The organism is Spirosoma arcticum (assembly GCF_054779955.1).
Genome location: NZ_BAAGXG010000024.1, coordinates 52,428 through 73,433, shown reverse-complemented (window position 1 = coordinate 73,433; position 21,006 = coordinate 52,428). Strand labels below are relative to the sequence as shown.

General features: G+C 55.5%; 17 protein-coding genes. 8 read left to right on the top strand and 9 right to left on the bottom strand.

Translation table 11 applies throughout. From position 1 onward, the window contains the following. Nucleotides 1-9: 9 nt before the first annotated feature. Nucleotides 10-1,131: a sensor histidine kinase gene (locus tag ACYVHB_RS29880; RefSeq protein WP_461055693.1), complete on the bottom strand. Its 1,122-nt coding sequence runs from the start codon at nucleotides 1,129-1,131 to the stop codon at nucleotides 10-12. A 279-nt stretch (nucleotides 1,132-1,410) separates the two neighbouring features. Here ACYVHB_RS29880 and ACYVHB_RS29875 point away from each other — a divergent pair, with 279 nt between their 5' ends. Next, a complete protein-coding gene (locus ACYVHB_RS29875) occupies nucleotides 1,411-1,890 on the top strand; it encodes a hypothetical protein (protein ID WP_461055690.1) in 480 nt (159 codons plus the stop codon). Nucleotides 1,891-1,916: 26 nt separating this feature from the next. After that, nucleotides 1,917-3,272, top strand: a complete 1,356-nt coding sequence (locus ACYVHB_RS29870; RefSeq protein ID WP_461055689.1) for a lactonase family protein — start codon at nucleotides 1,917-1,919, stop codon at nucleotides 3,270-3,272. 51 nt (nucleotides 3,273-3,323) lie between these two features. On the opposite strand, the gene ACYVHB_RS29865 is transcribed toward ACYVHB_RS29870, so the two are convergent. From ACYVHB_RS29865 to ACYVHB_RS29830, 8 genes are all read right to left on the bottom strand, one after another. Continuing rightward, a complete protein-coding gene (locus ACYVHB_RS29865) occupies nucleotides 3,324-3,500 on the bottom strand; it encodes a hypothetical protein (protein ID WP_461055687.1) in 177 nt (58 codons plus the stop codon). Nucleotides 3,501-3,891: 391 nt separating this feature from the next. Then, nucleotides 3,892-4,863: a formylglycine-generating enzyme family protein gene (locus ACYVHB_RS29860; protein ID WP_461055686.1), complete on the bottom strand. Its 972-nt coding sequence runs from the start codon at nucleotides 4,861-4,863 to the stop codon at nucleotides 3,892-3,894. A 124-nt stretch (nucleotides 4,864-4,987) separates the two neighbouring features. Next, nucleotides 4,988-6,670: a sulfatase family protein gene (locus tag ACYVHB_RS29855; RefSeq protein ID WP_461055684.1), complete on the bottom strand. Its 1,683-nt coding sequence runs from the start codon at nucleotides 6,668-6,670 to the stop codon at nucleotides 4,988-4,990. 120 nt (nucleotides 6,671-6,790) lie between these two features. After that, on the bottom strand, nucleotides 6,791-8,410 hold the full coding sequence (locus tag ACYVHB_RS29850) for a sulfatase (RefSeq protein WP_461055682.1): 1,620 nt from the start codon (nucleotides 8,408-8,410) through the stop codon (nucleotides 6,791-6,793). Nucleotides 8,411-8,425: 15 nt separating this feature from the next. Then, nucleotides 8,426-10,087 carry a RagB/SusD family nutrient uptake outer membrane protein gene (locus ACYVHB_RS29845; RefSeq protein WP_461055680.1) on the bottom strand — a complete coding sequence of 554 codons (1,662 nt, stop codon included), beginning with the start codon at nucleotides 10,085-10,087 and terminating at the stop codon, nucleotides 8,426-8,428. 32 nt (nucleotides 10,088-10,119) lie between these two features. Beyond that, a complete protein-coding gene (locus tag ACYVHB_RS29840) occupies nucleotides 10,120-13,617 on the bottom strand; it encodes a SusC/RagA family TonB-linked outer membrane protein (protein ID WP_461055678.1) in 3,498 nt (1,165 codons plus the stop codon). Between the two features lie 10 nt (nucleotides 13,618-13,627). Beyond that, nucleotides 13,628-14,614: a FecR family protein gene (locus ACYVHB_RS29835; protein WP_461055676.1), complete on the bottom strand. Its 987-nt coding sequence runs from the start codon at nucleotides 14,612-14,614 to the stop codon at nucleotides 13,628-13,630. Between the two features lie 51 nt (nucleotides 14,615-14,665). Next, entirely contained in the window at nucleotides 14,666-15,304 is a 639-nt protein-coding gene (locus ACYVHB_RS29830) for an RNA polymerase sigma-70 factor (protein WP_461055674.1), read from the bottom strand. 990 nt (nucleotides 15,305-16,294) lie between these two features. On the opposite strand from ACYVHB_RS29830, the gene ACYVHB_RS29825 reads away from it, so the two are divergent. The 6 genes from ACYVHB_RS29825 (at nucleotide 16,295) to ACYVHB_RS29800 (ending at nucleotide 20,912) form a co-directional block, all read left to right on the top strand. Next, a complete protein-coding gene (locus ACYVHB_RS29825) occupies nucleotides 16,295-16,843 on the top strand; it encodes an META domain-containing protein (RefSeq protein WP_461055672.1) in 549 nt (182 codons plus the stop codon). A 55-nt stretch (nucleotides 16,844-16,898) separates the two neighbouring features. Next, entirely contained in the window at nucleotides 16,899-17,528 is a 630-nt protein-coding gene (locus ACYVHB_RS29820; protein WP_461055671.1) for an RNA polymerase sigma factor, read from the top strand. Continuing rightward, nucleotides 17,509-18,840, top strand: a complete 1,332-nt coding sequence (locus ACYVHB_RS29815) for a porin family protein (RefSeq protein ID WP_461055669.1) — start codon at nucleotides 17,509-17,511, stop codon at nucleotides 18,838-18,840. The genes ACYVHB_RS29820 and ACYVHB_RS29815 overlap by 20 nt, the downstream gene beginning before the upstream one ends. A 102-nt stretch (nucleotides 18,841-18,942) precedes the next feature. Beyond that, entirely contained in the window at nucleotides 18,943-19,434 is a 492-nt protein-coding gene (locus ACYVHB_RS29810; RefSeq protein WP_461055667.1) for a hypothetical protein, read from the top strand. Nucleotides 19,435-19,531: 97 nt separating this feature from the next. Beyond that, complete coding sequence (locus tag ACYVHB_RS29805; RefSeq protein ID WP_461055665.1) at nucleotides 19,532-20,116, top strand: Crp/Fnr family transcriptional regulator; 585 nt, start codon at nucleotides 19,532-19,534, stop codon at nucleotides 20,114-20,116. Nucleotides 20,117-20,195: 79 nt separating this feature from the next. Then, complete coding sequence (locus ACYVHB_RS29800) at nucleotides 20,196-20,912, top strand: hypothetical protein (protein ID WP_461055664.1); 717 nt, start codon at nucleotides 20,196-20,198, stop codon at nucleotides 20,910-20,912. Nucleotides 20,913-21,006: the final 94 nt, after the last annotated feature.

The following is a 21,006-nucleotide window of genomic DNA, read 5'->3' as shown; positions in this document are numbered from 1 at the left end:
TGTTGGACGTTAGTGAACGGCTTCGGCGACGATTGGTTGTTGGCTGACTTGCTCAGAATCTAAGGCAGCAACCGGGTTCAGTTGGATGGTGAGTTCCACGGAGTACCGCTCTGCTTCCGGGCGAACCAGTAGTGTATGCCGGTCGGGGTAGAGTAAGTTCAGCCGTTTCCTGACGTTGGGCAAACCCAACCCACCGGGCTTCGTCCATTCGCCGTCAACGGCCAGGTTGCGGCTGTTGGTAATTCGGAACGTCAAAATGTTACCCGTTGTCCGTATGTTTATGGCAATCACGGCCTGATCGGTTTGCTCCGAAGCCCCGTGTTTAAAGGCGTTCTCCACGAACGGAATCAGGAGCAGTGGCGCAATGGGGTGGTTGGTCAACGCCCCCTCAACCGTCAGGGTAACCGTTAACCGGTGTCCGTAGCGGACCTGTTCGAGTGCTACATAATTCCGCAGTAAGTCAATTTCCTCGCTTAGGGAAACGTCGGGTTTGTCTCCTTCCCGGAACATAAACCCGAGCAAAGCCGACAGTTTTTGCACGGCATCACCCGCTTGGTCCGACTGCCGGAGCGTTAACGAGTAGATGTTGTTTAAGGTGTTGAAGAGAAAATGGGGGTGTACCTGCCCGTTCAGTAGTTGCCGTTCGATTAACAGCGTCTCCTGCGCCAACTCCTGGTTAGCCCGTTCGGTTTGATATTGATAGCGAAACAGTTTAAGCGAAGCGGCCACGATGACGTAACTGTTGGTCACCATAAAGTCGGCATTGAACAAGGTACGCAGGGGACTATCGGCAAAAAGCGAGTGGGACAGATTCGTAGGTATACCGTGCAGCAGTGCGTACCGGAGCGCGAAGGACGCCCCCAGCCAGATAGTCAACCGAATGGCAAATAGCCGGTATTGGCCCTGCATGAGTTGGGGCAAAACCAAATAAAGCAACCCGTACGTGATGGGCAAGTACTGGGTAAGCGTGTGGAGTAAGGCTCCGCCGAGGGCCACCCCAAACGCGCCCTTCCAGTACACCCAGGATACCGCCACGGCCAGCGTAAAGACGAGCCAGTACAGGCTGTGGCGCAGCAGCCAGTCCCCGATGGATCGGTCCGTTTCCCCCAATTGCTTAACCCAGTTCATCATAGCCGTTCGCGTCCTAAAGTATAAATCGTTGAGGAAAAATAAGCGATTATCGTCAGTATAATCCATTCGGTATCAATACTATCGACAGAAAGCGTGTTTTCGTCGCTCAATCGGGTTGGTCGTCGCTCAATCGAATTCAGGCGTCAAATCACCCAATCAGGCATCGGCCCGTTCGAGCCGGACGAAAAAGCCCATTCCGCCCGTAGTGGACCATTACTTTTGATTCAGGCAACCGGCATAGAGTCGGTTGAATCAACTAAAACACAACCAAATACGGTCATGAGAACTTCCCCGCGCCCGCTCAACTCAGGCATCCGCTTCATCGCCTTGCTCCTCATTGGAATCACGCTCAACACCCGTTCGGTTCACGCCCAAACGTTCCGGGGCGAAACCAGGCTGACGCCAGCACCCGCCAGCCTGCGAGCCGCCGTTTACCCAGTGGGCAATTCGCCGATGCTGCGGGTTCGGTACGAGAATAAACAGGCGGGGCCAGTCCGCATCCAGATTCGTGACCAGCGGGGAAACGCCATCTACGATGAATTCAAACGGCAATCGCTATACGCCGGTGAGTTCGACCTGACGGCGTGGGCAGCGGGCACCTACACCATTGAACTGCAGACGTCGGTAGCCCGTTACGCCCAAACCATTCACATTGAGTTTCGCAGTCCGGTTGTGACGACGATTGTATCGGCCATGCCCCTGCTGAGTCAGCCTGACGAACGGACGACAAAACAGCCCCCCTTGCCACTCGCCTTGTGAACGACGCCCGAAACCAAACCCGATTCATGAAACTATCAACGCGCGCAACCCAGCTTTACCGGTCCCTGCTGCTCATTACCCTTTTGCCAGGTATATCCGACACCGATAGGGCCGTCGCTCAGTCCCGTCCGTCCGGTGCGAATTTCGAGTTTAAGGGTCGCTATATCGTTTCGGTATCCGATGCCGACATGATTCCCTCGGCCTACATCGACGGCAACCTGGGTCCGGCAGACGGGCAGGACGCGCTGTCGGTGATTCGATTGGACAAACCCGTGCGTGACCTGAAAGCCGTTGAGATTGGCGTCAGCAATGCCGTGACCGGCCCGCCCTCGGTGGTCGACGTGTCGCCCGATGGCCGGTACGCGGTGGTGGTCGAGACGCGGGGGCAGCGCCCGGCGGGCAAAGCCAACCCAAAGCTATCGGACTTGCCCGCTGGCAAAGCCATTACGGTCGTTGACCTCTCCGACCCCGACCGGCCGAAATTAGTGCAGCGCATCGACGGGCCGGAACGCGCTCAATCCGTCGCTTTTAGTGCCGATGGTTCGTTAGTGGCCGTGGTCGCGCAACTGCCTAACGCAGCGGGGGCTCCGTTAACGCTTTACCGATTCGCGAACGGACGGTTAGGCGATCCAACCACGCCCGACCTGCCCGGCTGGGTCGCTGGTGACCGGCTAAACGGGGCGGTTTTTCACCCGCAACAAAACATGCTGGCGGTGCTGAATTCTACGAAGGCCACGCTCTCGTTCGTCAACGTAACCGATACGGGCGGCAAGTTGAGCCTGTCGGGCTGGGGCAATCCGGTACAGGTCGACCGGCAGCCATTCAAAGTAGTGTTCTCGCCCGATGGCCGGTACGCCATCACCAACGCCATGTACTACGGCTCGGACATTTCGGGTACGTCGTCGGTGCCTTCCTCAGTGCTGTCGGTGCGGCTGGCGGCTGATACGGCGACCCGTCCTGTGCATCAGATTGTCGACCGGGTGGTGTCGGGCGTGCTGTCGGAAGGGCTGGCCATCAGCCCCGACGGGCGGTGGCTGGCTACGGCGAATCTGGAGCAGAGCAGCTACCCGCTCAACAGCCCGCAGCAGGGATTTTTCGCATCGGTGACGCTTATTCGGTTCGACCCGCAATCGGGTTTGCTGGAGCGGGTGGGCATCTACGCCTTCGACGGTATCCTGCCTGAATCGGTGGGGTTCGACAACAGCAGCCGGTTTCTGGCCGTTGCCACCTTCGACCATTTCGACGAAAAACGACCCGGCGGCTCCATCGACTTTTGGCGCATCACCGGCGATTCGTTCGACCCCAAACGCACCGAATTAGTCAAAACAAGCTACTCGGTAGCCGTCACGCGGGGCGTGCATTCGATGGTCATTGTCCGGTAACCGATAGCTACCCAAAAAAGGCGTAACCAATTCTGTTATGAAACTCACCGATTAGCGTACCCTGGGCCGCTCCGGCCTGATTGTCAGCCCTCTTGCGCTGGGCGCGATGACCTTCGCTCCAACCGCTGGGGAGCCGCTGACGATGCCGCCCAACCCATCTTCAATAACTGCGTCGATGCGGACGGCTATTTCATCGACACCGCCGACGTGTACGACAGTACATCTCAATTTCCTTTAGGCAAAAATAGCTTGATAAACCCCTGTCAGGTTTCTGATACAGGTTGCGTCGCGTTTTCTTTATGCAAATTACCTGTTTTTAGCCGTACAGGCTCATCGCCTACTCAACCAGCCATTTTCGGATAATAAACGAGTAACGAATGTTATTTAATGAACTCGCTATTTTGCTGTTAATGATTGGTTTGTATTAAGATCATCTACCGCTGGAAATCGTTCACGAAAACCTCCGATTCCGGCCGGGGCGAGCCAGGGTGTAAATGGGGAATGAAGCAGATTTTTATTCCCTTTCCAACCGACTGTACCTGAAGAAACGCTTTGCTAAAAAGTCGAGCCAGTCGAACCTGAACGCGGCTTTTTCGTGTCGACTACTGCATAGCTAAAATCACCAGATTTCCTGCAAATCTTTTACGCAGCGAAATCCTGTATGCATCAGTGCTGTTTCAGGTGAGGTAAATGAGCGGCCTGACACGCGGTAGCCATGACACCAGCCTGGCTCACATAAAAACGAGCCGCCCCGCTGTACTTTCTCGGTTGGGTGTTGGGTCGGTTTGCCCAGTAGCACGTCGGTGTAGGACTGCCGCCAGTCCTCACACCACTGCCATACGTTGCCCGTCATGTCGGTCAGGCCGAGAGTTGTTTTGCCATAGTGACCCACCGGTGAAGTGAAGTGAAACCCATCCAGCACGGCATCGTTTTCGGGAAAAGTACCGTTCCAGGTATTGGCTAAATACGTACCGCTGGCCGTTTGCAGTTCGTTACCAAAGGGGTAGCGGGTACGGCTATTGGTAGCGTTGCGAGCCGCATGTTCCCACTCAAATTCATAAGGCAATCGTTTGCCTGCCCATTTGGCGTAGGCTTGTGCATCATTCCACGAAACCTGTGTAACGGGATGATCATCCGGTGCCGGGCCGGGGGGGCGTCCGACCCCGCTTTTGCCTTGAGGGTATGCCCAGTTTGCGCCTTTTTCAAGCACCCAGGCCTTGCTCTGCTCATTAAACACAGCCCCGTCACCAAAGCGTTCAGCTTCGGTCTTGTAGTGAGTCGACTGCACAAACCGCCGAAACTCGGCTACCGTAACCGGATGCTCATCCATAAAAAATGACTTTACCTCGGCCCAAAGAAGCGGTTTTTCCCATTCCTGTCCATCTTCCGCGCCGATCTGCGTCAGGCCGCCCGGCACATAGACCATACCAGCCGGCGTTGAACCAGGCCGGGCGGACGGGGTCGAAGTAGCCGGTTTTTGGTCGTAAACCGTTATCGTAGGGGTCAGCGCGTGACTGCTCGGTTTCGACTGACAACCCGCCCGCCAGCCCATAGCCGCTATTCCGATAAAAAGTAACGTACAGAATCGCATTTCTTATGAAAATTCATTGCCGACGAGCCGCTTCCAGTCGCTCTCGTGCAGGGCTACGGTTGGGCTGACAAAATTGAGGTCCATAAATCAAAAATCGCCCGGCCCAGACAGCAACGTATTGGCCTTACTCTCTCATTTTTAGCTCTTTACTGGGCAGGTAACCAATACGGTGGGCGACTACCCGCAATGAATCGCCGGGCTGAAGGGTTAGTTTTTTGCCATCGTACACTTGCCAGACAGCAGCCTGATTTGGCCCGTGCTTTACGATGTAGCCGACGGAGGCACCGGGCGTAGCACAGCTAATCCGTACCATATTACCCGCCCTAATCAGCTCGGGGTCTGCGGTTTTGGGCGGCTCCGAAGCCCCATGCCACATCTGCTTAAGCATCTCTGCTTCGGATACCTCACTTCGGTCGCCAACTTTTTTCAACCAGGCATCCATCTGCTCACGCAACTCGGTTAATTTAGCGGTGTAGGCCGGATTATCGGCCAGATTCGTAAACTCATTCGGGTCGGTTTGCGTATCGTGCAGTTCTTCAGCGGGTTTTGTCGGGCGGAACCACAGCATCTGCTGAGCGTTTAATTGGCCTTCGTCCCGGAGTTTGAGGATCTCCCGCATCATCGGCATACTGCGCCGAAATTCGCTATCCTGATAGTACGGTTTTTCGGGCATAAAATTCCGGTAGTACTTGTACCGCCCGTCGCCAACCGTCCGTACCCGGTCAACGGGCATGTCGATCCGGTCGCGGCCCGCAAAAATGTATTTCCGGGGGGTAGCGGCCTTCTTTTCACCCAAGAATGCCTGTCCCTGCAAGTAGGTGGGCAAGGCGATATGGACTAACGACAGTACGGTTGGGGCTAAATCGACAAAGCTGATGAGCTGGTCATCCGTTGAGCCAGCCGGTTTGTTTCCGTTGACCCGAAATTTCTCCGGAATGCGGACGATCAGTGGTACGTGCAGGCCCCGTTTATAGACTTCCCGCTTCACAAAGGGCAATCCATCCCCGTGATCCGAATAAAAGAAGATAATTGTATTCTCGTATAGTCCATCGTCCTTTAGTTGCCTGATAAGCGCACCGGCCATCGAATCCATCCGCATCACATTGGTCAGGTTGCGGGCGATGTCGTTCCGCACGGTTTTAGTATCAGGATAGTAGACTGGAACAATAACGTTCTCAGGCTGAACCAACAGCGATTCTTTCGCCCGCGCCCAGACCTGCGATTCGTGGGTGATGGTCAGGTTAAATACGGAGAAAAAAGGTTTTTCTTTTCCTCCCTGGTTACCATTTCCATGGCGGGGTCGGTTACGCCAGTGTGCTTTGCGGCTGCTTTCATCCCACACCGTAACGGGGGGCAGAAACTGGTAGTCCTGTTTTTCGCTGTTGGTGGTGTAATAACCCGCTTTACGCAGATACTCCGGAAAGCAGCGCACGTAATCGGGAATGACGGCTGAGTACGTTTTTACGGGGGAGTATTTATGCGGGTACGGGTCGGGCTGGAGTGTCCGCATATGCTGGGTGCCGATGGACGTATGATACATACCCGTGATGATGGATGAACGGCTGGGGGCGCACACGCCCGTTGTCGTGTAGGCGTGGGTATAGCGAATGCCCTCGGCTGCCAGTTGATCGAGATTAGGCGTTTTTACCTGCTTGTCGCCATAACATCCCAGGTGGGGCGACATATCCTCACAGGTAATCCAGAGGATATTCGGTTGAATGGGTTGGGCATACGGCTCGACGGGCTGCCGTTTCATAAACGACATAAACAGCGCACCGCTGAAGAGGAAAATGACTACTTTTTTCATACAGTCAGGCAGTAAGGACAACTCTTTTGGTAGAAAAAAGACCCTGAATGGCTTTATCAGGGCTTTCTAACCAACCTATAATAAGGTCATTTAAGACCTATAACGGACGTATGGGTTTGCTCACCGCTTCGCGGACAAGGCGGGCTGACGCTGATTTTTCAGCAAATCGGCCAGTAACGCCGTATGCTGTTTGACAATTGGCGCATAGGCAGTTTGCATGGCTAAATTGACCCGTTCGTCGGGGTCTTTTTCGTAGTCGTACAGCTCTGCCTCGACCAGATTGCTCAGGTCGGTGGCGACCCTCTCCCGGAAGTCGTTTTTAAGCCAGGCCACGTAGCGGTAGCGGTCCGTGCGGATGGCGTAGCCCATCACCTTGTCGTTGCTGCGCGGGTACTCACTATGCGCGAATGTCTTTACCGAAGCCGCCGGGTTCTTCAGCAGGGGAAGCAGGCTTTTGCCCGCCAGTCCGTCGGGTGTTTTCAGGCCCGCCAGCTCGCAGATCGTCGGGAAGACATCCACGAATTCGGTCATTGAACTGCTTTTCTGATTGCCTTTGAACCCCGGCGCGGCCACGATGAGCGGGGCGCGGGTTGCCTGCTCAAAGTTCGTGTGCTTGCACCACATGGCGTGGTCGCCCAAGTGCCAGCCGTGGTCGCCCCAAAACACGACAATCGTATTTTTGTCCAATCCATTCGCTTTCAGCGCGTCGAGCAGCAGCCCTACCTGCGCGTCGAGGTACGACACGGATGCGTAGTAGCCGTGAATCAGCCGACGCTGCACCGAGTCAGGAAACGGCTCCAGGCTGCGTTTTAGCCGCCCCCCGTTGTTATCCGTGTAATTTCCCGTCAGCTCCCACGATTCCTGATACGCCATATTGACCGGCGACTGGCTTTTCTGCTGAAAGGGAGCCAGACTCAGTTTCGAGCGGTCGTACAGATCCCAGTATTTTTTCGGCGCTACAAACGGCAGGTGCGGGCAACGAAAGCCAACGGCCAGAAAAAACGGTTTTTTCTCTTTCGCTAGTTCATTCATCATCCGGCTCGCTTTCCGGCTCACCGCCCCGTCGGGGTAGGCATCGTCGGGTATATCCTCGCCCTCATCGAAAGGGGTAAACCGCTGATGCAGGTACGCCATCTGCTGGCCGGCGGGAACACCGTTCGCCTTCGCATCGGCCAGAATCTGCTCGATGCGCCGGCGGGTTTCGGGGTTCTGATACTCCTGATTGGGTCGCCCGTAACCAGCCGCAAAATCCCCCCGTTCGGCGTGGGCGTACGGCAGGCTCCACGAGGGCGCGTCGTTCGCCTTATCGACCGACCGCTGGTCGAAAATTTTGCCGATGCCGGTGGTGACGTAGCCCTGCTGTCGGAAATACTGCGGTAAGGTCAGGATGTCCGGGTTCATGTCCCGAATCAGCGTTTGCAGGTCCCACACCCGTGTGTAATCCGGTCGTTGCCCCGTCAGCAAACTGGCGCGGGTGGGCGCACAAACCGCCTGCTGGCAGTAATTTTTCGTAAAAACTGTGCCCATGCGGGCCAGCCGGTCGATGTTGGGTGTGTGCATCTGCGAACTGCCGTAACAGCCCAACAGGGGTTTGAGATCGTCGGCAGCCAGAAACAGGACATTGTACGGGGTGGCCGGGGGTACTTTTGCCGGAGACGGCCCGACCGGGCGCAGGCCCGTCAGCAAGCCTATCAGTATCGCTATGGTTGCGGCAAGGCCGAGAATTTTGTAGTTCATCATCGGTAAGCGAGCGGGTTAGTAACCGGGGTTTTGTATAATCTTGTTGTTGACCAGCGTCTCGTTGTTGCTGATAGGAAACAGTAGGTAACGCGCATTGAACGCGGGTAGGTTCGAGGCTTCGGTGCGGCCCCCATCCCACCGCCGGGCCGTGGCGTTCCAGCGCGGCAGACCCGCCGTAATTTTAGGCAGCACCGTGCCAAACTGATATTCATACATGGTTTTACCGGTTGGCGCTTTAATCCGAACCAGGTCGAACCAGCGGTGCATTTCGCCGACCAGTTCCAAGGCCCGTTCGTCGAGCAGTTTCTGCCGAAATTCCTGCTGGGTCAGCGTACGGGGCAGGTCGGCGGGTACGGTGCGGACGGTACCATCGGCCCGGCGGGCGCGTTCCCGAACCCGGTTGAAGGCCACGTAGGCCGCTGCCGTGGGGCCGTTCAACTCATTTTCAGCTTCCGCTTTGATCAAATACACCTCTGCCAGCCGGATGATGAACAGGTCGTTCTCGTGGTTGCGCCCGTCGGTAGCGCGGGGATCAACGTACTTGAATACGTACGGGGCTGTGTCCGTCAGATCGGTGGTAGCCGGAATCTGCGGATAAACCGCCACCGTTCGGCCCGCCGGGTTGACGTACCGGGTTACGAAACTGACTTCAGTCCGGTAATCGCCTTTGTAATCGCCCGATGTGATGTAATCGTAGAACCAGGGCTGCACCCGGTATTGGCCCGTACCCGTTTTGCTGGCGCCGTTGCCCGCCACATTGGGCATCTGCGCCGACAGAAAATAAGCCGCAAAGTCCGAGCCGAGTGCCTGCGCCTGGGCTACGGCCGGGTCGCGGGTGTACCGCATCCCATAAATCACTTCCTGGTAAGCGTCTTTTTCTTTCTCGACGTTCCAGAGGTCGGCGAAGGGCAACAGCCGGTACTCGTTGGAGTTGATCACGCTGTCGGCGTACAGACTGGCCTGTTCGTAGTTGGTGCGTAACCCGGCATCGCCTTTCTGGTCGAGGTAGGCCGCGTAGGTCAGGTACGCCTTCGCCAGGATGGCCTGCGCGGCTCCTTTCGTAGGTCGGCCCAGGTCGGAGGCCGCGAGTTTGCTGCGGGTGGGTAAACCGGGCGACGCGGCTTTGAGGTCGGCAAAAATCTGCGCGTAAACCTCATCGACACTGTTGCGCGGCAGCAAAAAATCCGAACCCGCGTCGGTCGAACGGGTCCGGAGTGGCACGCCCCCCCAAATCCGAACGGCGTAGAAATAACTGTATGCCCGCAGGTAACGGCACTCTGCTGCAGCCTGCGTTTTAACCCCCTGCGTCGCGCTCGTGGCCTGCTCGAGTTGCTCAAGCAGGTAATTCGCCGTATTGATGGTCCGGAACAGGGCGGTCCAAGCACCCTGAACGCTGGTATTCGCCCCGGTGAAGGTTTTACGGCCCAGCTCGCCCACGTTTCCCTGGATGGATGAAATGTCGTCGGCGGCCAGCATCATCAGGCTGCTAATGCTGAATTTGAAGCCGTTGAAGCCTTGCAGGTTTCCGTATGCTCCGGCCAGTACCGTGCGGATGTCCCCGTCGGACCGAACGGAGGTGCCCGCTTTGGGGGTGTCCAGAATCTGTTCGTCTAAGCTGCACCCCGGTAACCCAAGCAGCAGCCCGGTGGTCAGCGCAATAATCAGGAATTGTTTCATCGGAAAATGTCGGATGGTCAGTAGACAATGAATCAGAAGGATATGTTGAACCCCGCCGAGTAGCTGCGTACCTGCGGAATGGTGCCGAAATCGACCCCCGGCGACAGGGCATTCCCCGGCCGGCTGTTTACTTCCGGGTCGTAGCCGGTGTAGCGGGTAAAAGTGAGCAGGTTGCTGGCCGTGGCATAAATCCGGGCACTCTGCAGCCACTTCACCGCTTTGACCGGAATAGTATACGACAGCGTAATATTCTTCAGCCGCACGAATGATCCATCTTCGACCAGAAAATCGGAAAAACGGCTGCGAAACACGTTGCCCGTAGCGGTTGGTTTGGGGTAGTTGTTGCTCGTGCCTTCGCCCCGCCAGCGACCGTTGAAGGCGTCCACGCTGACGTTGCTGCGGCCGTTGGTATTGAGGGCATCGAGCAGAATCCGGTTGAAGTTGATGACATCCTGGCCGATGTTGCCCATGACAAAGACCGACAGCGACAGGCTTTTCCAGCTAAACTCGTTGGTCAGGCCAAAGGTGTATCTGGGAAACGGGTTGCCGATGATGGTTCGGTCGTCGGCGTTAATCACCTTGTCTCCGTTCAGGTCGGCAAAGCGGAAATCGCCCGGTGTCGGCAGCGACGTATCGGTTGGCCCCGATTTGACTTCGTCGGCATTCTGGTAAATGCCGGTGATTCGGTAGCCATAGAACGCCCCGATGGGATTGCCTACGCTGGTGATGTGCAGGGGCTGGCTGAGGGCCACCCGGCCATCGCCCCCGTAGCCGGGGCCAAACAGCGTGGAGCCGTTCAGGTCGACTACCTTGTTGCGGTTAAACGTGATGTTGCCGTTGGCATTCCACCGGACCCGTCCGGTCAGAATCCGGCCCGTTGCTTCCACCTCGACCCCCCGGTTGCGAATGATCCCCGCGTTGGCCGCGATGGTGCTGAAGCCCGTCGCGGCCGGAATGCCCACGTTGACCAGCAAGTCTTTGGTGTCGCGGTTGTAGTAGTCAATGCCCATTGTCAGGCGACCCTGCCACAGGCTCGTTTCCAGCCCAATATCGGCCTGCGTGGTGGTTTCCCAGCGCAGGTTGGGGTTACCAATCTGGCTGGGGAGCAGACCCGCCACGATAGCGTCGCCGTAGACCGACCGAATGGTGCCCAGCACATCCTGAGATGACCCCACCGGGATCGACTGATTGCCCGTCAGGCCGTAGCTCCCCCGCAGTTTCAGCTCGGTAATGATGTTGTTATCACGCAGGAACGACTCATTGTGCAGGTTCCAGCCCACGGCCCCCGACGGGAAAAACGACCACTGATTGCCTTTGGCCAAGCGCGTCGAGCCGTCGGCCCGGCCCGTTACCGTGAAAATATACCGATTGTCGAAGGTGTAGTTGATCCGGCCCAGCACCGATTGCAGGGCCCATAAATCCAGGCTGGTGGTGGGCACCGAGGCACCGGCCAGTTGAAGGTTATAAAAACCCGTATTGTCATTGGGGAAGTTGGTGGCCGTAGTACCCGACAGCCGGTTCTGCCACGACTGCCAGGTGTAGCCGCCCACGGCGTTTATGCGGTGTTTCTGCCGGAACGTCTGGTTGTAATTCAGGGTATATTCGGTCAGGTAATTGAAGTTCTCGTTCGTTCCCCGAAACGCTAAGCCATTGTTTGCGTTGCCCTGCCCGGTACCACGGGGCAGGTACGACTGCCGAAGGGCGTCGGTCTGGTTGATACCCGTGTTGACGCGCAAAACAAGGTGATCGGTAAGCCGGTAATCGGCCGTTAGCCCCAACAGCAGGCTGCGGGAGCGCGCGCGGTCGTCGAGCTTTTGAATCAATGTCAGCGGATTGCCTACCAGATCGGCGTTGGGGTCCTGCGTTTCAGGATCGAAAGGAATATCAATCGGGAAGAAGGAGAGTGCCCCCAACACCACCGAACCCGACGCGTCTCCCAGCGCATTCGACTGCGAGGCTAATCGGGTAGTCGATAACGACGCACTCAGGTTGGCCCGCAGCAGGAATCGTTTAGACACCTGCCGGTCGAGGTTAAGCCGGATGGAGCCGCGCTCGAACGACGAGTTGCGAATAATGCCGCCCTGCGTGAAGTAGTTACCCTGCAACGAATAGCGGGTTTTGTCGTCGCCCCCCGACAGCGAAAGCTGGTGATTCTGCGTGACGCCGGTCTGGTACACCAAATCCTGCCAGAACAGATTCCGACCCGCAAAACCAGCAATATCGGTGGCTTTATAGACCGAGTCGCGGCCCGAATTGAAGGCCGCTTCGTTGGCGAACGAGAGAAAGTCCTGCGTACCCAGCACGGGCAGTTTTTTGGGAAGCTGGCTAAAATCCATCCGAAAGCCGTATTCGATGCGGTCGCGGCCCGACTTGCCCCGTTTGGTAGTAATCAGCACCACGCCGTTGGATCCCCGCGAGCCGTAGATGGCCGTGGCGGACGCATCTTTCAGAATGTCGATGCTTTCAATGTCGCTTGGGTTCAGGTTGGCCAGCGGGTTCGAGGCCGGTACCTGGCTGACGTACACGTTGGAACCGCCCCCACCGGTAGCGCTGTTGTCGCTGCTCTCGATGGGGTAGCCATCCAGAATGATGAGCGGCCGGGTGCTGCCCGTAGCGGAACTGGCTCCCCGAATCAGAAACGTGACCCCCGATCCGGGCGCACCCGTGTTCTGCGTGATCTGCACACCCGCAACCCGCCCCTGCACAAACTGATCGACCGACGTAATGGGTTGGTCGCCGACACCAGTCGTTTTCAACTGCGCCACCGAGCCGGTCAGGTCACTTTTCTGTACCGTGCCGTAGCCGACCACCACGACTTCGTTTAAGCTTTTGTTGTCGGGCTGGAGCTGTATATTAACGCTCTGTTGGTTCCCTACGGTAACCTCCTGGGTTTGGTAACCCACATACGAGAATACCAATACGGCCCGACTGTCGGCTACTGACAGTTGAAATGTACCTTTTGCGTCGGTGGTAGTACCCCGTGTGGTTCCTTTCAGCGTCACACTCACCCCCGGCAGCACCTCGTTATTGTCGCTGCTCGTCACCGTACCCCGAACCGTAATATCGGTTGGCTGAAGGGCAACGGCATCTGACACCAGCGCGGTCGGTCCAGAAGCTGACTCCGTAGCGGGGGGCGGGGGGCGGTTGCCAACGGCCCCCTTACCCAGCTTGCGTTCCTGCGGGATAACTAAGTACGAGCCGTCGCGGAGTTTACGAAAAACCAGCGCGTGGGGCCGCAAAATGGTGGTTAACTGCTGGCCCAAGCGCTGTCGGCTTACCAACGACTCGGTCAGTACGGACAACCCCCGGACGGTTTCTTCTTCAAAGAGAATGCTCACGCCATGCGTCTGACTGAGGGCGTTGAGCACATCTTTGAGTTGGCGTTCGCGAGCTGGGGGGGCATAAACGCCGGGGCTACTGGTTGTCTTTTGCGCTTTGGCCAGCATCTGCGCCTGCCCACCGGGGAGACTAGTGAAGAGCCAACCAGCTATACAGCCCGCAAGCTGCCATCTGACTACACTTGATTTCATAAAAAACAGATTATTGGACAGGAATGAGTTCGATGGACTGATCGTGATGCACGGCCCGAACGTTGAGCAGCACTTCCAGATCCTGCAGCATCTGGTCGACGCGCTCGGCTTTGAAATAGCCCGAAATCCGGCGCTTTACCAGCGTAGAATCGGTACCGACGACGGTGACGCCAAACTGTTCGTTGATTTGCTGGCAAACGTCGGGCAGGGTCGTGTTGTCGAAGAAAAACCGTTTCTGCTCCCAGGCCGTGTAAGTCTGGGGCTGGGTGGTTTTAGTCAGCGTAAGTTTCGCCGTGGGTGTGGGTAAGGTGGCCAGTTCACCGGGTTTGATGTAAAGCTGTTTGCCCGACTGATACTGTAGTTTCACCTTACCCTGCTGGAGCATAATCCGGCTCTTCCGGGCGCGGGCGTACAAGACAAACCGGGTGCCCAACACTTCTACGTCGAATTGATTGGGCGTGTGCACCACAAACCGGGGATGGCCGGGCAGGTGCGTTACTGTAAAGGCGGCTTCACCCCGCAGCCAGGCTTCGCGGTGTCCCCAGCGGGGAACGGTCAGTTCGGAATTGGCATTAAGCATCACTGTCGACCCGTCTGCCAGTTTGAGGGAGCGAACCTCGCCGTTGACGGTTTGGATGGTCAGGAAAAAAGGCGCACTGCGGGTATAATAAAGGCCCGTGAAGAGGAAAAACAGTCCGGAAATGACCGCGGCTATTCCATACAGGTAGCGGCTGAACGGGAAGATCGACCGGTTGAAAATGGGAGATGGGCGCGTGGTCCGGCTTGTGGCGTTCAGCCGCTGAAGCAGTCGCCCATGAGCATCCTGTTCATCGACGCTTACCTGCATACTGGCCTGTTCCCACTCTTCCAGCCAAGCATAATACTGATGCTGGTTGGCCGGAACCCGTAGCCAGTCGGCCAGCAGTTGTTGTTGCAGCGGGGAGGTCCGGCCTGAAAAATGGTCGAAGACCGTTTGTTTATGAATCGGAGTATCCATAGTGCCTGAGAAAATGGCTGGCTAAGAAACAAGTCAAGAGAGGCTATACGCCTACCAGAAGTGGATAAACAAAAAGAGCAGCCGAACGACTTTATGGAGTTGTGCTAAGGCTTTGTTCAGATGAGCCTCCACCGTTTTGAGGGAAATGTGCAGCTCATCGGCAATCTCCCGGTGTTTGAGTCCTTCGACCCGACTGAGCAGGAACACGCGCTGACACTGGGGCGGAAGCTGGCTGATTTTGGCTTCGATTTGCAGGTACAATTCGGTGTATTGCAGAATCTGCTGCGGGTCCTCGAAATCCCCATACGGCAGTTCGTTGGTGTCCGTCGCCATCGAGCCATCGGGACTATCCAGCCGGTAGGCCTGCAACTGGCTGATGGCCCGTTTCCGAACAGCCGCGAACAAATACGACCGATACGGACTGGTTAGGTAGGTGTGTACCTGGTTTTTCCAGAAACTCAGAAACACATCAGCTACGACGTCCTGCGCCTGCTCTTTTTCGTACAGAAATCGCATGGCGTGACTGCACAGCGGTTTGTAGTACCGCCGAAACAGCAGATCGAATCCCTGGCGTGCATCGTGCTGATAAGCGTTCCGAATAAACAATTCGGTATCAAGTATCCGACTGTTAGATTCTTCCCGCCCGGTTAGTGGCGAACTTGCGTTGGGGTCAGTAGGAAAGGGCAGCATAAGGGGCCGTCAATCATTTCATTACTTGTATGTCGTGAAAATGACGAAATACCCTTAGTGTAGAATACTATTTTTTCTCAGCCCTGTTCAATTCGATTAAGACTACTTCCTGAATTGTGTCAGCCAAGGTATGAGTCTTAATTGGGTGAGTGATTATGCTGTTGATGTTCGATAATGGTACTCGTCCTAAATTGATTACAAAGCGGTTACACAGACAAGTAAGCAAGTTATTCTCTCAGCGTCACGTCTTACTGATTTGGAGTGATTTTCGACGGACAGTACTGGTCCGCTTTATACAGGCAGGAAATAGCTCAAAACACTCTCACAAAGCGAATGTCAGGTAGCATTTCCCTATGTGACACCTATTTCATTTCCGTACATGCTACCCTCTTACTCAACCGGCCGTTTTGGGCCAATTAATGAGGTGTAACATTGCCTTATAGGCTTGTAATGTATTGAAAATGAGAACTTTTTGTCAAAACAAGCCTTGATGGAAATCGTTCAGAAAAAGGTCCGATTCCGACCGGGGCTAGCCAAGATGTGAAAGGGGAATGAAGCAGGTTTTTTATCCCCTTTCCAACCGACTATACCGAAACAATAAGTCCGATGAAAAGCCGCCCCAGAAGAAGCTGGACGCGGCTTTTTGGAACCGTTCAGTGTACTGGTAAAATCACCCGATTTATGGGCTTGTGAGTATCGCTATGTCGGCAAACGACTCCCATACCCACTATCCCTCCGTCTATCGACAAAAATGATGTCGTTTATCTCAGCTAATTGCCCGTTTAATTTGGTTGACCAAGCTTTAATCCATCCTTAGATCATTTAGATGCGGTGGTGTGCTACCCTGTTGGTAAAGGGAATGTCTATAAATAAGCTCACTACTCGTGAAAGAGCCGTAGGCAGTTTGCGTCTCAAAATTAACTGGTCATCTCTGTAGCGTTTAACCAATGGACTTCGTCATGGCTATGAAAACCAAACTTCTTTACTTCCATGAAAACATTGCAGTTTCCCCGACAAACGAAAACCTTACTCGCGTATTCGTTGGCCCTTTGTACCGTGTTGACTACGTTGATGGCCTGTAGTCAGGACGGGCAAAATTCCCCGTCGCCGAATGGTTCAAATGCGACCATCAGCGCAGCTGACTACCGGACCATGCGGGTCAGTTTTACGGCACTGGAAGGCGACTGGTGGCTGACAACTTACCAGAACGCACTCCTGCCCCAACCCCTCCAGAACAAAGCATGGCTCCGACTCGAAAAGCAGTCGACGGATGTGCTACGAATGGGTGGCGTAGGCTTTCCCAATCATTATGGAGGTACCTTCCGCTTAGACGAAGCGAAGGGGTTAGTTGTGCTGACTGATCCTATTTTTCAGACGTTGATTGGCGGGTCTGAGGAACAGATAAAAGCCGAAGGCCGGTTCCTGGATGCCCTGAGCAAAGCCAAAACGTTTGAATTAACGGATAACGGGCAGCTTAAAATCTATTCGGGCGAGAAAGGCAACTCGGCCACCGAGGTAATGGTATTTACCAAAAAGTAGTCCCGGCACCCCCTCTTACATCAACAGCCAAACGAATTGATTACCATCTGGGTCTATGAATGCCATAGACCCATTGGTATTTTTTAGTATTCTTAACCGACTCGGCATGACGCCGGACACTTCGCCGTTTGAGAAACAACTCATCGAGAAATGCCAGCAGGGCAGTGTCAAACACCAGGAAATGCTCTATAAGCAGTTCTTTGGTTTTGCGATGGGGGTGACGTTGCGGTATACGGCTGCCCGCGACGAAGCGATGAGCATTGTCAACGACAGTTTTATCAAGGTATTCGCCACCATCGACCGCTACGTGTTCGAGACCAGTTTTCGGGGCTGGCTGCGCCGGATTGTGGTAAACACTGCTTTGGACTACTACCGCCGATCCGCCCGATATGAAACCAGCACGGTTCGGCTCGATGAGTCCGATAGTCAGTTAACCCCCAGCGACGCGGGCATCATCAGCCAGCTCACGGCCGAGGATATTCTGGCTTTGTTGGCCCAGCTTCCGGCCCAGTACCGAATCGTGTTCAATCTGTATGAACTGGAAGGGTATTCGCACGAAGAAATTGCCGGACAACTGGGCCTTTCAGTCAGTTCATCCCGCGTCTATCTAACCCGGGCTAAAGAGCAGTTGGGCCGCTTAGTGAAACAACATTTTCATTGCATCGATGGACGATTCAGTCGATAAGCAACTGGCCGATCACGTTCGAGAGACGCTCGATCGCTACCAGACGCCGTATCAACTCGGGGCCTGGGAGCAATTTGACCGCGCCCGCCAACCGGCTGAACGGCGATTGGGAGCCTGGTATCGCTACATGGCGGCTGCCAGTGTGCTGGGGGGTATGCTATTGGCCCCCCTTTGGCTGGACGATGCCCGTATACCGTCGCTCACAACATTCAGTTCAGTGGCAATTCGGTCAACTCAGCCGGGAAAGGCGTCCGCCCTCAAAATAAAATCGCCCCCGTTGCCAGCAGTTCTCGATACCTCATCCAGCGGACCAGTTGTGGCCATGAGCCATCACCAAACCCGAACTCGTCCGATACGTACTGGTTCGTCGGTCAATTCGGTAGTGAATAAAACTCCACCTGATGCAGTACCGCATGTCGCCCGGTTTATGCCGACCAACAAAACCGAAAGTGGTGTTCTAACGGGGAAATCAGGTTTCGATAGCTCAGCAATAAGCAGACAACTCGTAAACGTCACGCTGGGCGGACTAACAAATTCAGTTGTCAGCGAGTCAGGTCAGCCCCCAACCGCACCCGTTGTCAGTGGAACAACGGCTACCCAAACGACGCTGATCTCGGTTGCCACGGCCTTAGCTATGACCGAAACGGCCGCTCCCGACAAGGAGCGGGAACGACGTCGGGCCGTTACCTGGAGTCTCGCGCTGGCCCCCCAGACAGCTTACATTCCAAATGGGCGTTCGTCATTAACGCTGGGTGGGGGCGTCGTCTCCGACATTGCCCTAAGCCGCCGGTTGAGTGTGTCGACGGGTCTGTCAGTCGCGCAACAGACCATGGGGATATCTCCCCCCGTCAATCAGGTGATGACCACAACGGGGCGGCAACTCAAGGGTACAGATGCCCGCTTTGTGCTCATCGACCTACCCCTGAATCTAACTTATCATGTCGGTAAACGGACCAGGCCGCTGTTTCGGGTCAGTGCGGGGTTGTCATCCCTGGCGTTTTTACGTCAGCAATTCGCAGATACCTACCAGATACCCCAAATACTGGTGACGCAGGTAATTGACCTGAACGGACGACCACAGATTGTTCAGCAAACGACGCTGATCGAGACCGTTCAAACTCGGCCGAACACCCCTTTCGGGGGAATATATTGGGGGCGGCTTTTGAATATATCAGTAGGTATTGAGCGGCCTTTAAGCCGACGAACGGTGTTTGCCGTTGAGCCTTATCTGAAATACCCAATTGGGCCACTCACGCAGGAGAATTTATCCATCGGGTCAGCCGGGGTAAGTTTACGGGTTGGTATTCGTTGATGGTTGTCGCTGTTTACCAGGCAAAACGACAGTCCGGAGTTAGGCTGGCAATTGGCCAACGCGTATTTTGTGTTCGTAAATCAGGAACAACCGACTGGGTAAATGACTGACGAATCAATGACTATCATCCGGCACGTACTGGCTTCGATTGCTTACCGATTAGCCAAAGCGGTTCGTGGGGTTGATGCTGCCTTTTACGAAATGGAGTCGGGCAATGGCATCCGAAAACCAGCGGAGATTCTTCGGCATATGGGGCAGGTACTCAGCTACACCAATGGCGTATTGACGAACATGACACCCATCAACCTTCAGCCACTCGACGGAGACGCGGAACTGGATCGATTCTACGACCTGCTGAATCAGGTTGATGAGCACCTTGCGGAAACGAACGTCGACGACGAGCTGGGACTAAAGTTGATTCAGGGACCTTTCGCTGATGTGCTGACCCATATCGGTCAACTCGCCCTGTTGCGACGCGCATTCGGTGATCCGGTGCCCGGTGAAAACTTCATGAAAGCCGCCGTTCAGATGGGGCGATTGAACCGGGAAGAGCAGGCCCTGAGTGATGACTTATTCAACCACTTCCAACCGTGACGACCGCTTCACCGAAGTGTTGTCCGGCTGCTACGAACCGGTAGGCCGACTGGACCTGCGTGCGTATTTTTAAGCGGTATTTTATGTACTTTTCGGTATGATTATTCACGCGGAGATGGACCCATCGGGTGTACGTCAATCACTACAGACCCTATATCCCTTCTCGTTGGGGGAACTGGCCGCGTTCGATGCCTCAGCCCATCCGCGTCGGCTGGTCAAAGGAGAGACATTGCTTCAACCGGGGCTTACCTGCTTCTTCACTGCTTTTGTCGAGTCGGGGGCTTTACGCTATTACCGGCTAATGGATGGCCGGGAGACTACGCTGCACTTTTTCACTACCGGTAGTTGGGTCGCCGACTACCCCAGTTTCATTAATCAGTGTCCGGCCATCAACTATATTCGGGCGGTAGAAGACACGCAACTGCGGGTTATTGCCATTCGCGACATCCACCGCCTGATGGACCAGCAACCGATGTTTCGATTACTGGGCAAATTTATGGCCGAGTGGTTTGAGGAAGCGGGCCGAACGGGTGCGTATAATGAGATGACCCCCGACGAGCGATATAGCCAGATGCTGGAGGGGCACCCAGACTGGATTCAGCGGTTCCCCCAGTATCAACTGGCGTCGTATTTAGGTATGACGCCCGAAACGCTCAGCCGCGTTCGCAGCCGACTCCGCTGAAACCACCGATCTTGATTGCAATCAATGCGCGGGGCAAGCCGGGCTGCTACTTTTGCCCGACACGAAACGCTTCGTCATCATGAATCACTCACTCGCTGCGCTATTGCGCTGGTTCACCGCGTTTGTTCTACTCGCATTTCCGCTGCTGCTCATCATTGGTTTTGCATTGCACTTCCGGTCGTTCGGGCAGTTCTGGGACTTCCGGCTACGCTACGAACCCGCCACTGCCGAATCGGTTTACCGACTGCTCAGGGGGTCGGAGCCGTCCCGTTTCGCGCTGGCGCATTGGTTTGCCTATAGTGCCGTGCCGCTGCTGATGCTGTCCGGGCTGAGTTTAGCCTATCTGCTGTATCCGGTGCGACCCGGCTGGGCCGTTGCTGGTGGCGTGAGCTGCCTGGTAGGGTCACTATTTATGTCCGGCGTGTTTGCTGCCTGGCTGAGCTTTACCGCCGTAAGCAACGTTCCGGCTGAATTTGATAACGAAACCATTGCCGTGCTTGGCGAATTAATCCGAATGCAGGGTGCTTTACTAATCATCACCCGATTGTCTTACCTGAGTCTGTTCGGTCTGGCCCTGTTGGCCCTCGGTTTTTGGCAAACGAATCTTATCCCGCGGTGGGCATCAGGATGCCTGTTGATCGGCTCCTTACTGATTGCCGTATTCATGGACTTAGACAACTGGATGCTGATTGGGGCCATACTCCTGCTGACAGGACTCGTTCCGGTTGCCCGCAAGTTGATACACGCCCAAGATTTGAACGGACAGGCGCAATCGAACAAAACAAACGACGATTGAGTCGCGACGGGCGGCTTAATAAAGTTGACGAGTGGCGCTTGTCGCCTTTTGCCAAGCTTTCGGTACTGATCGTATGAGAAGTTAGGGCAAACTC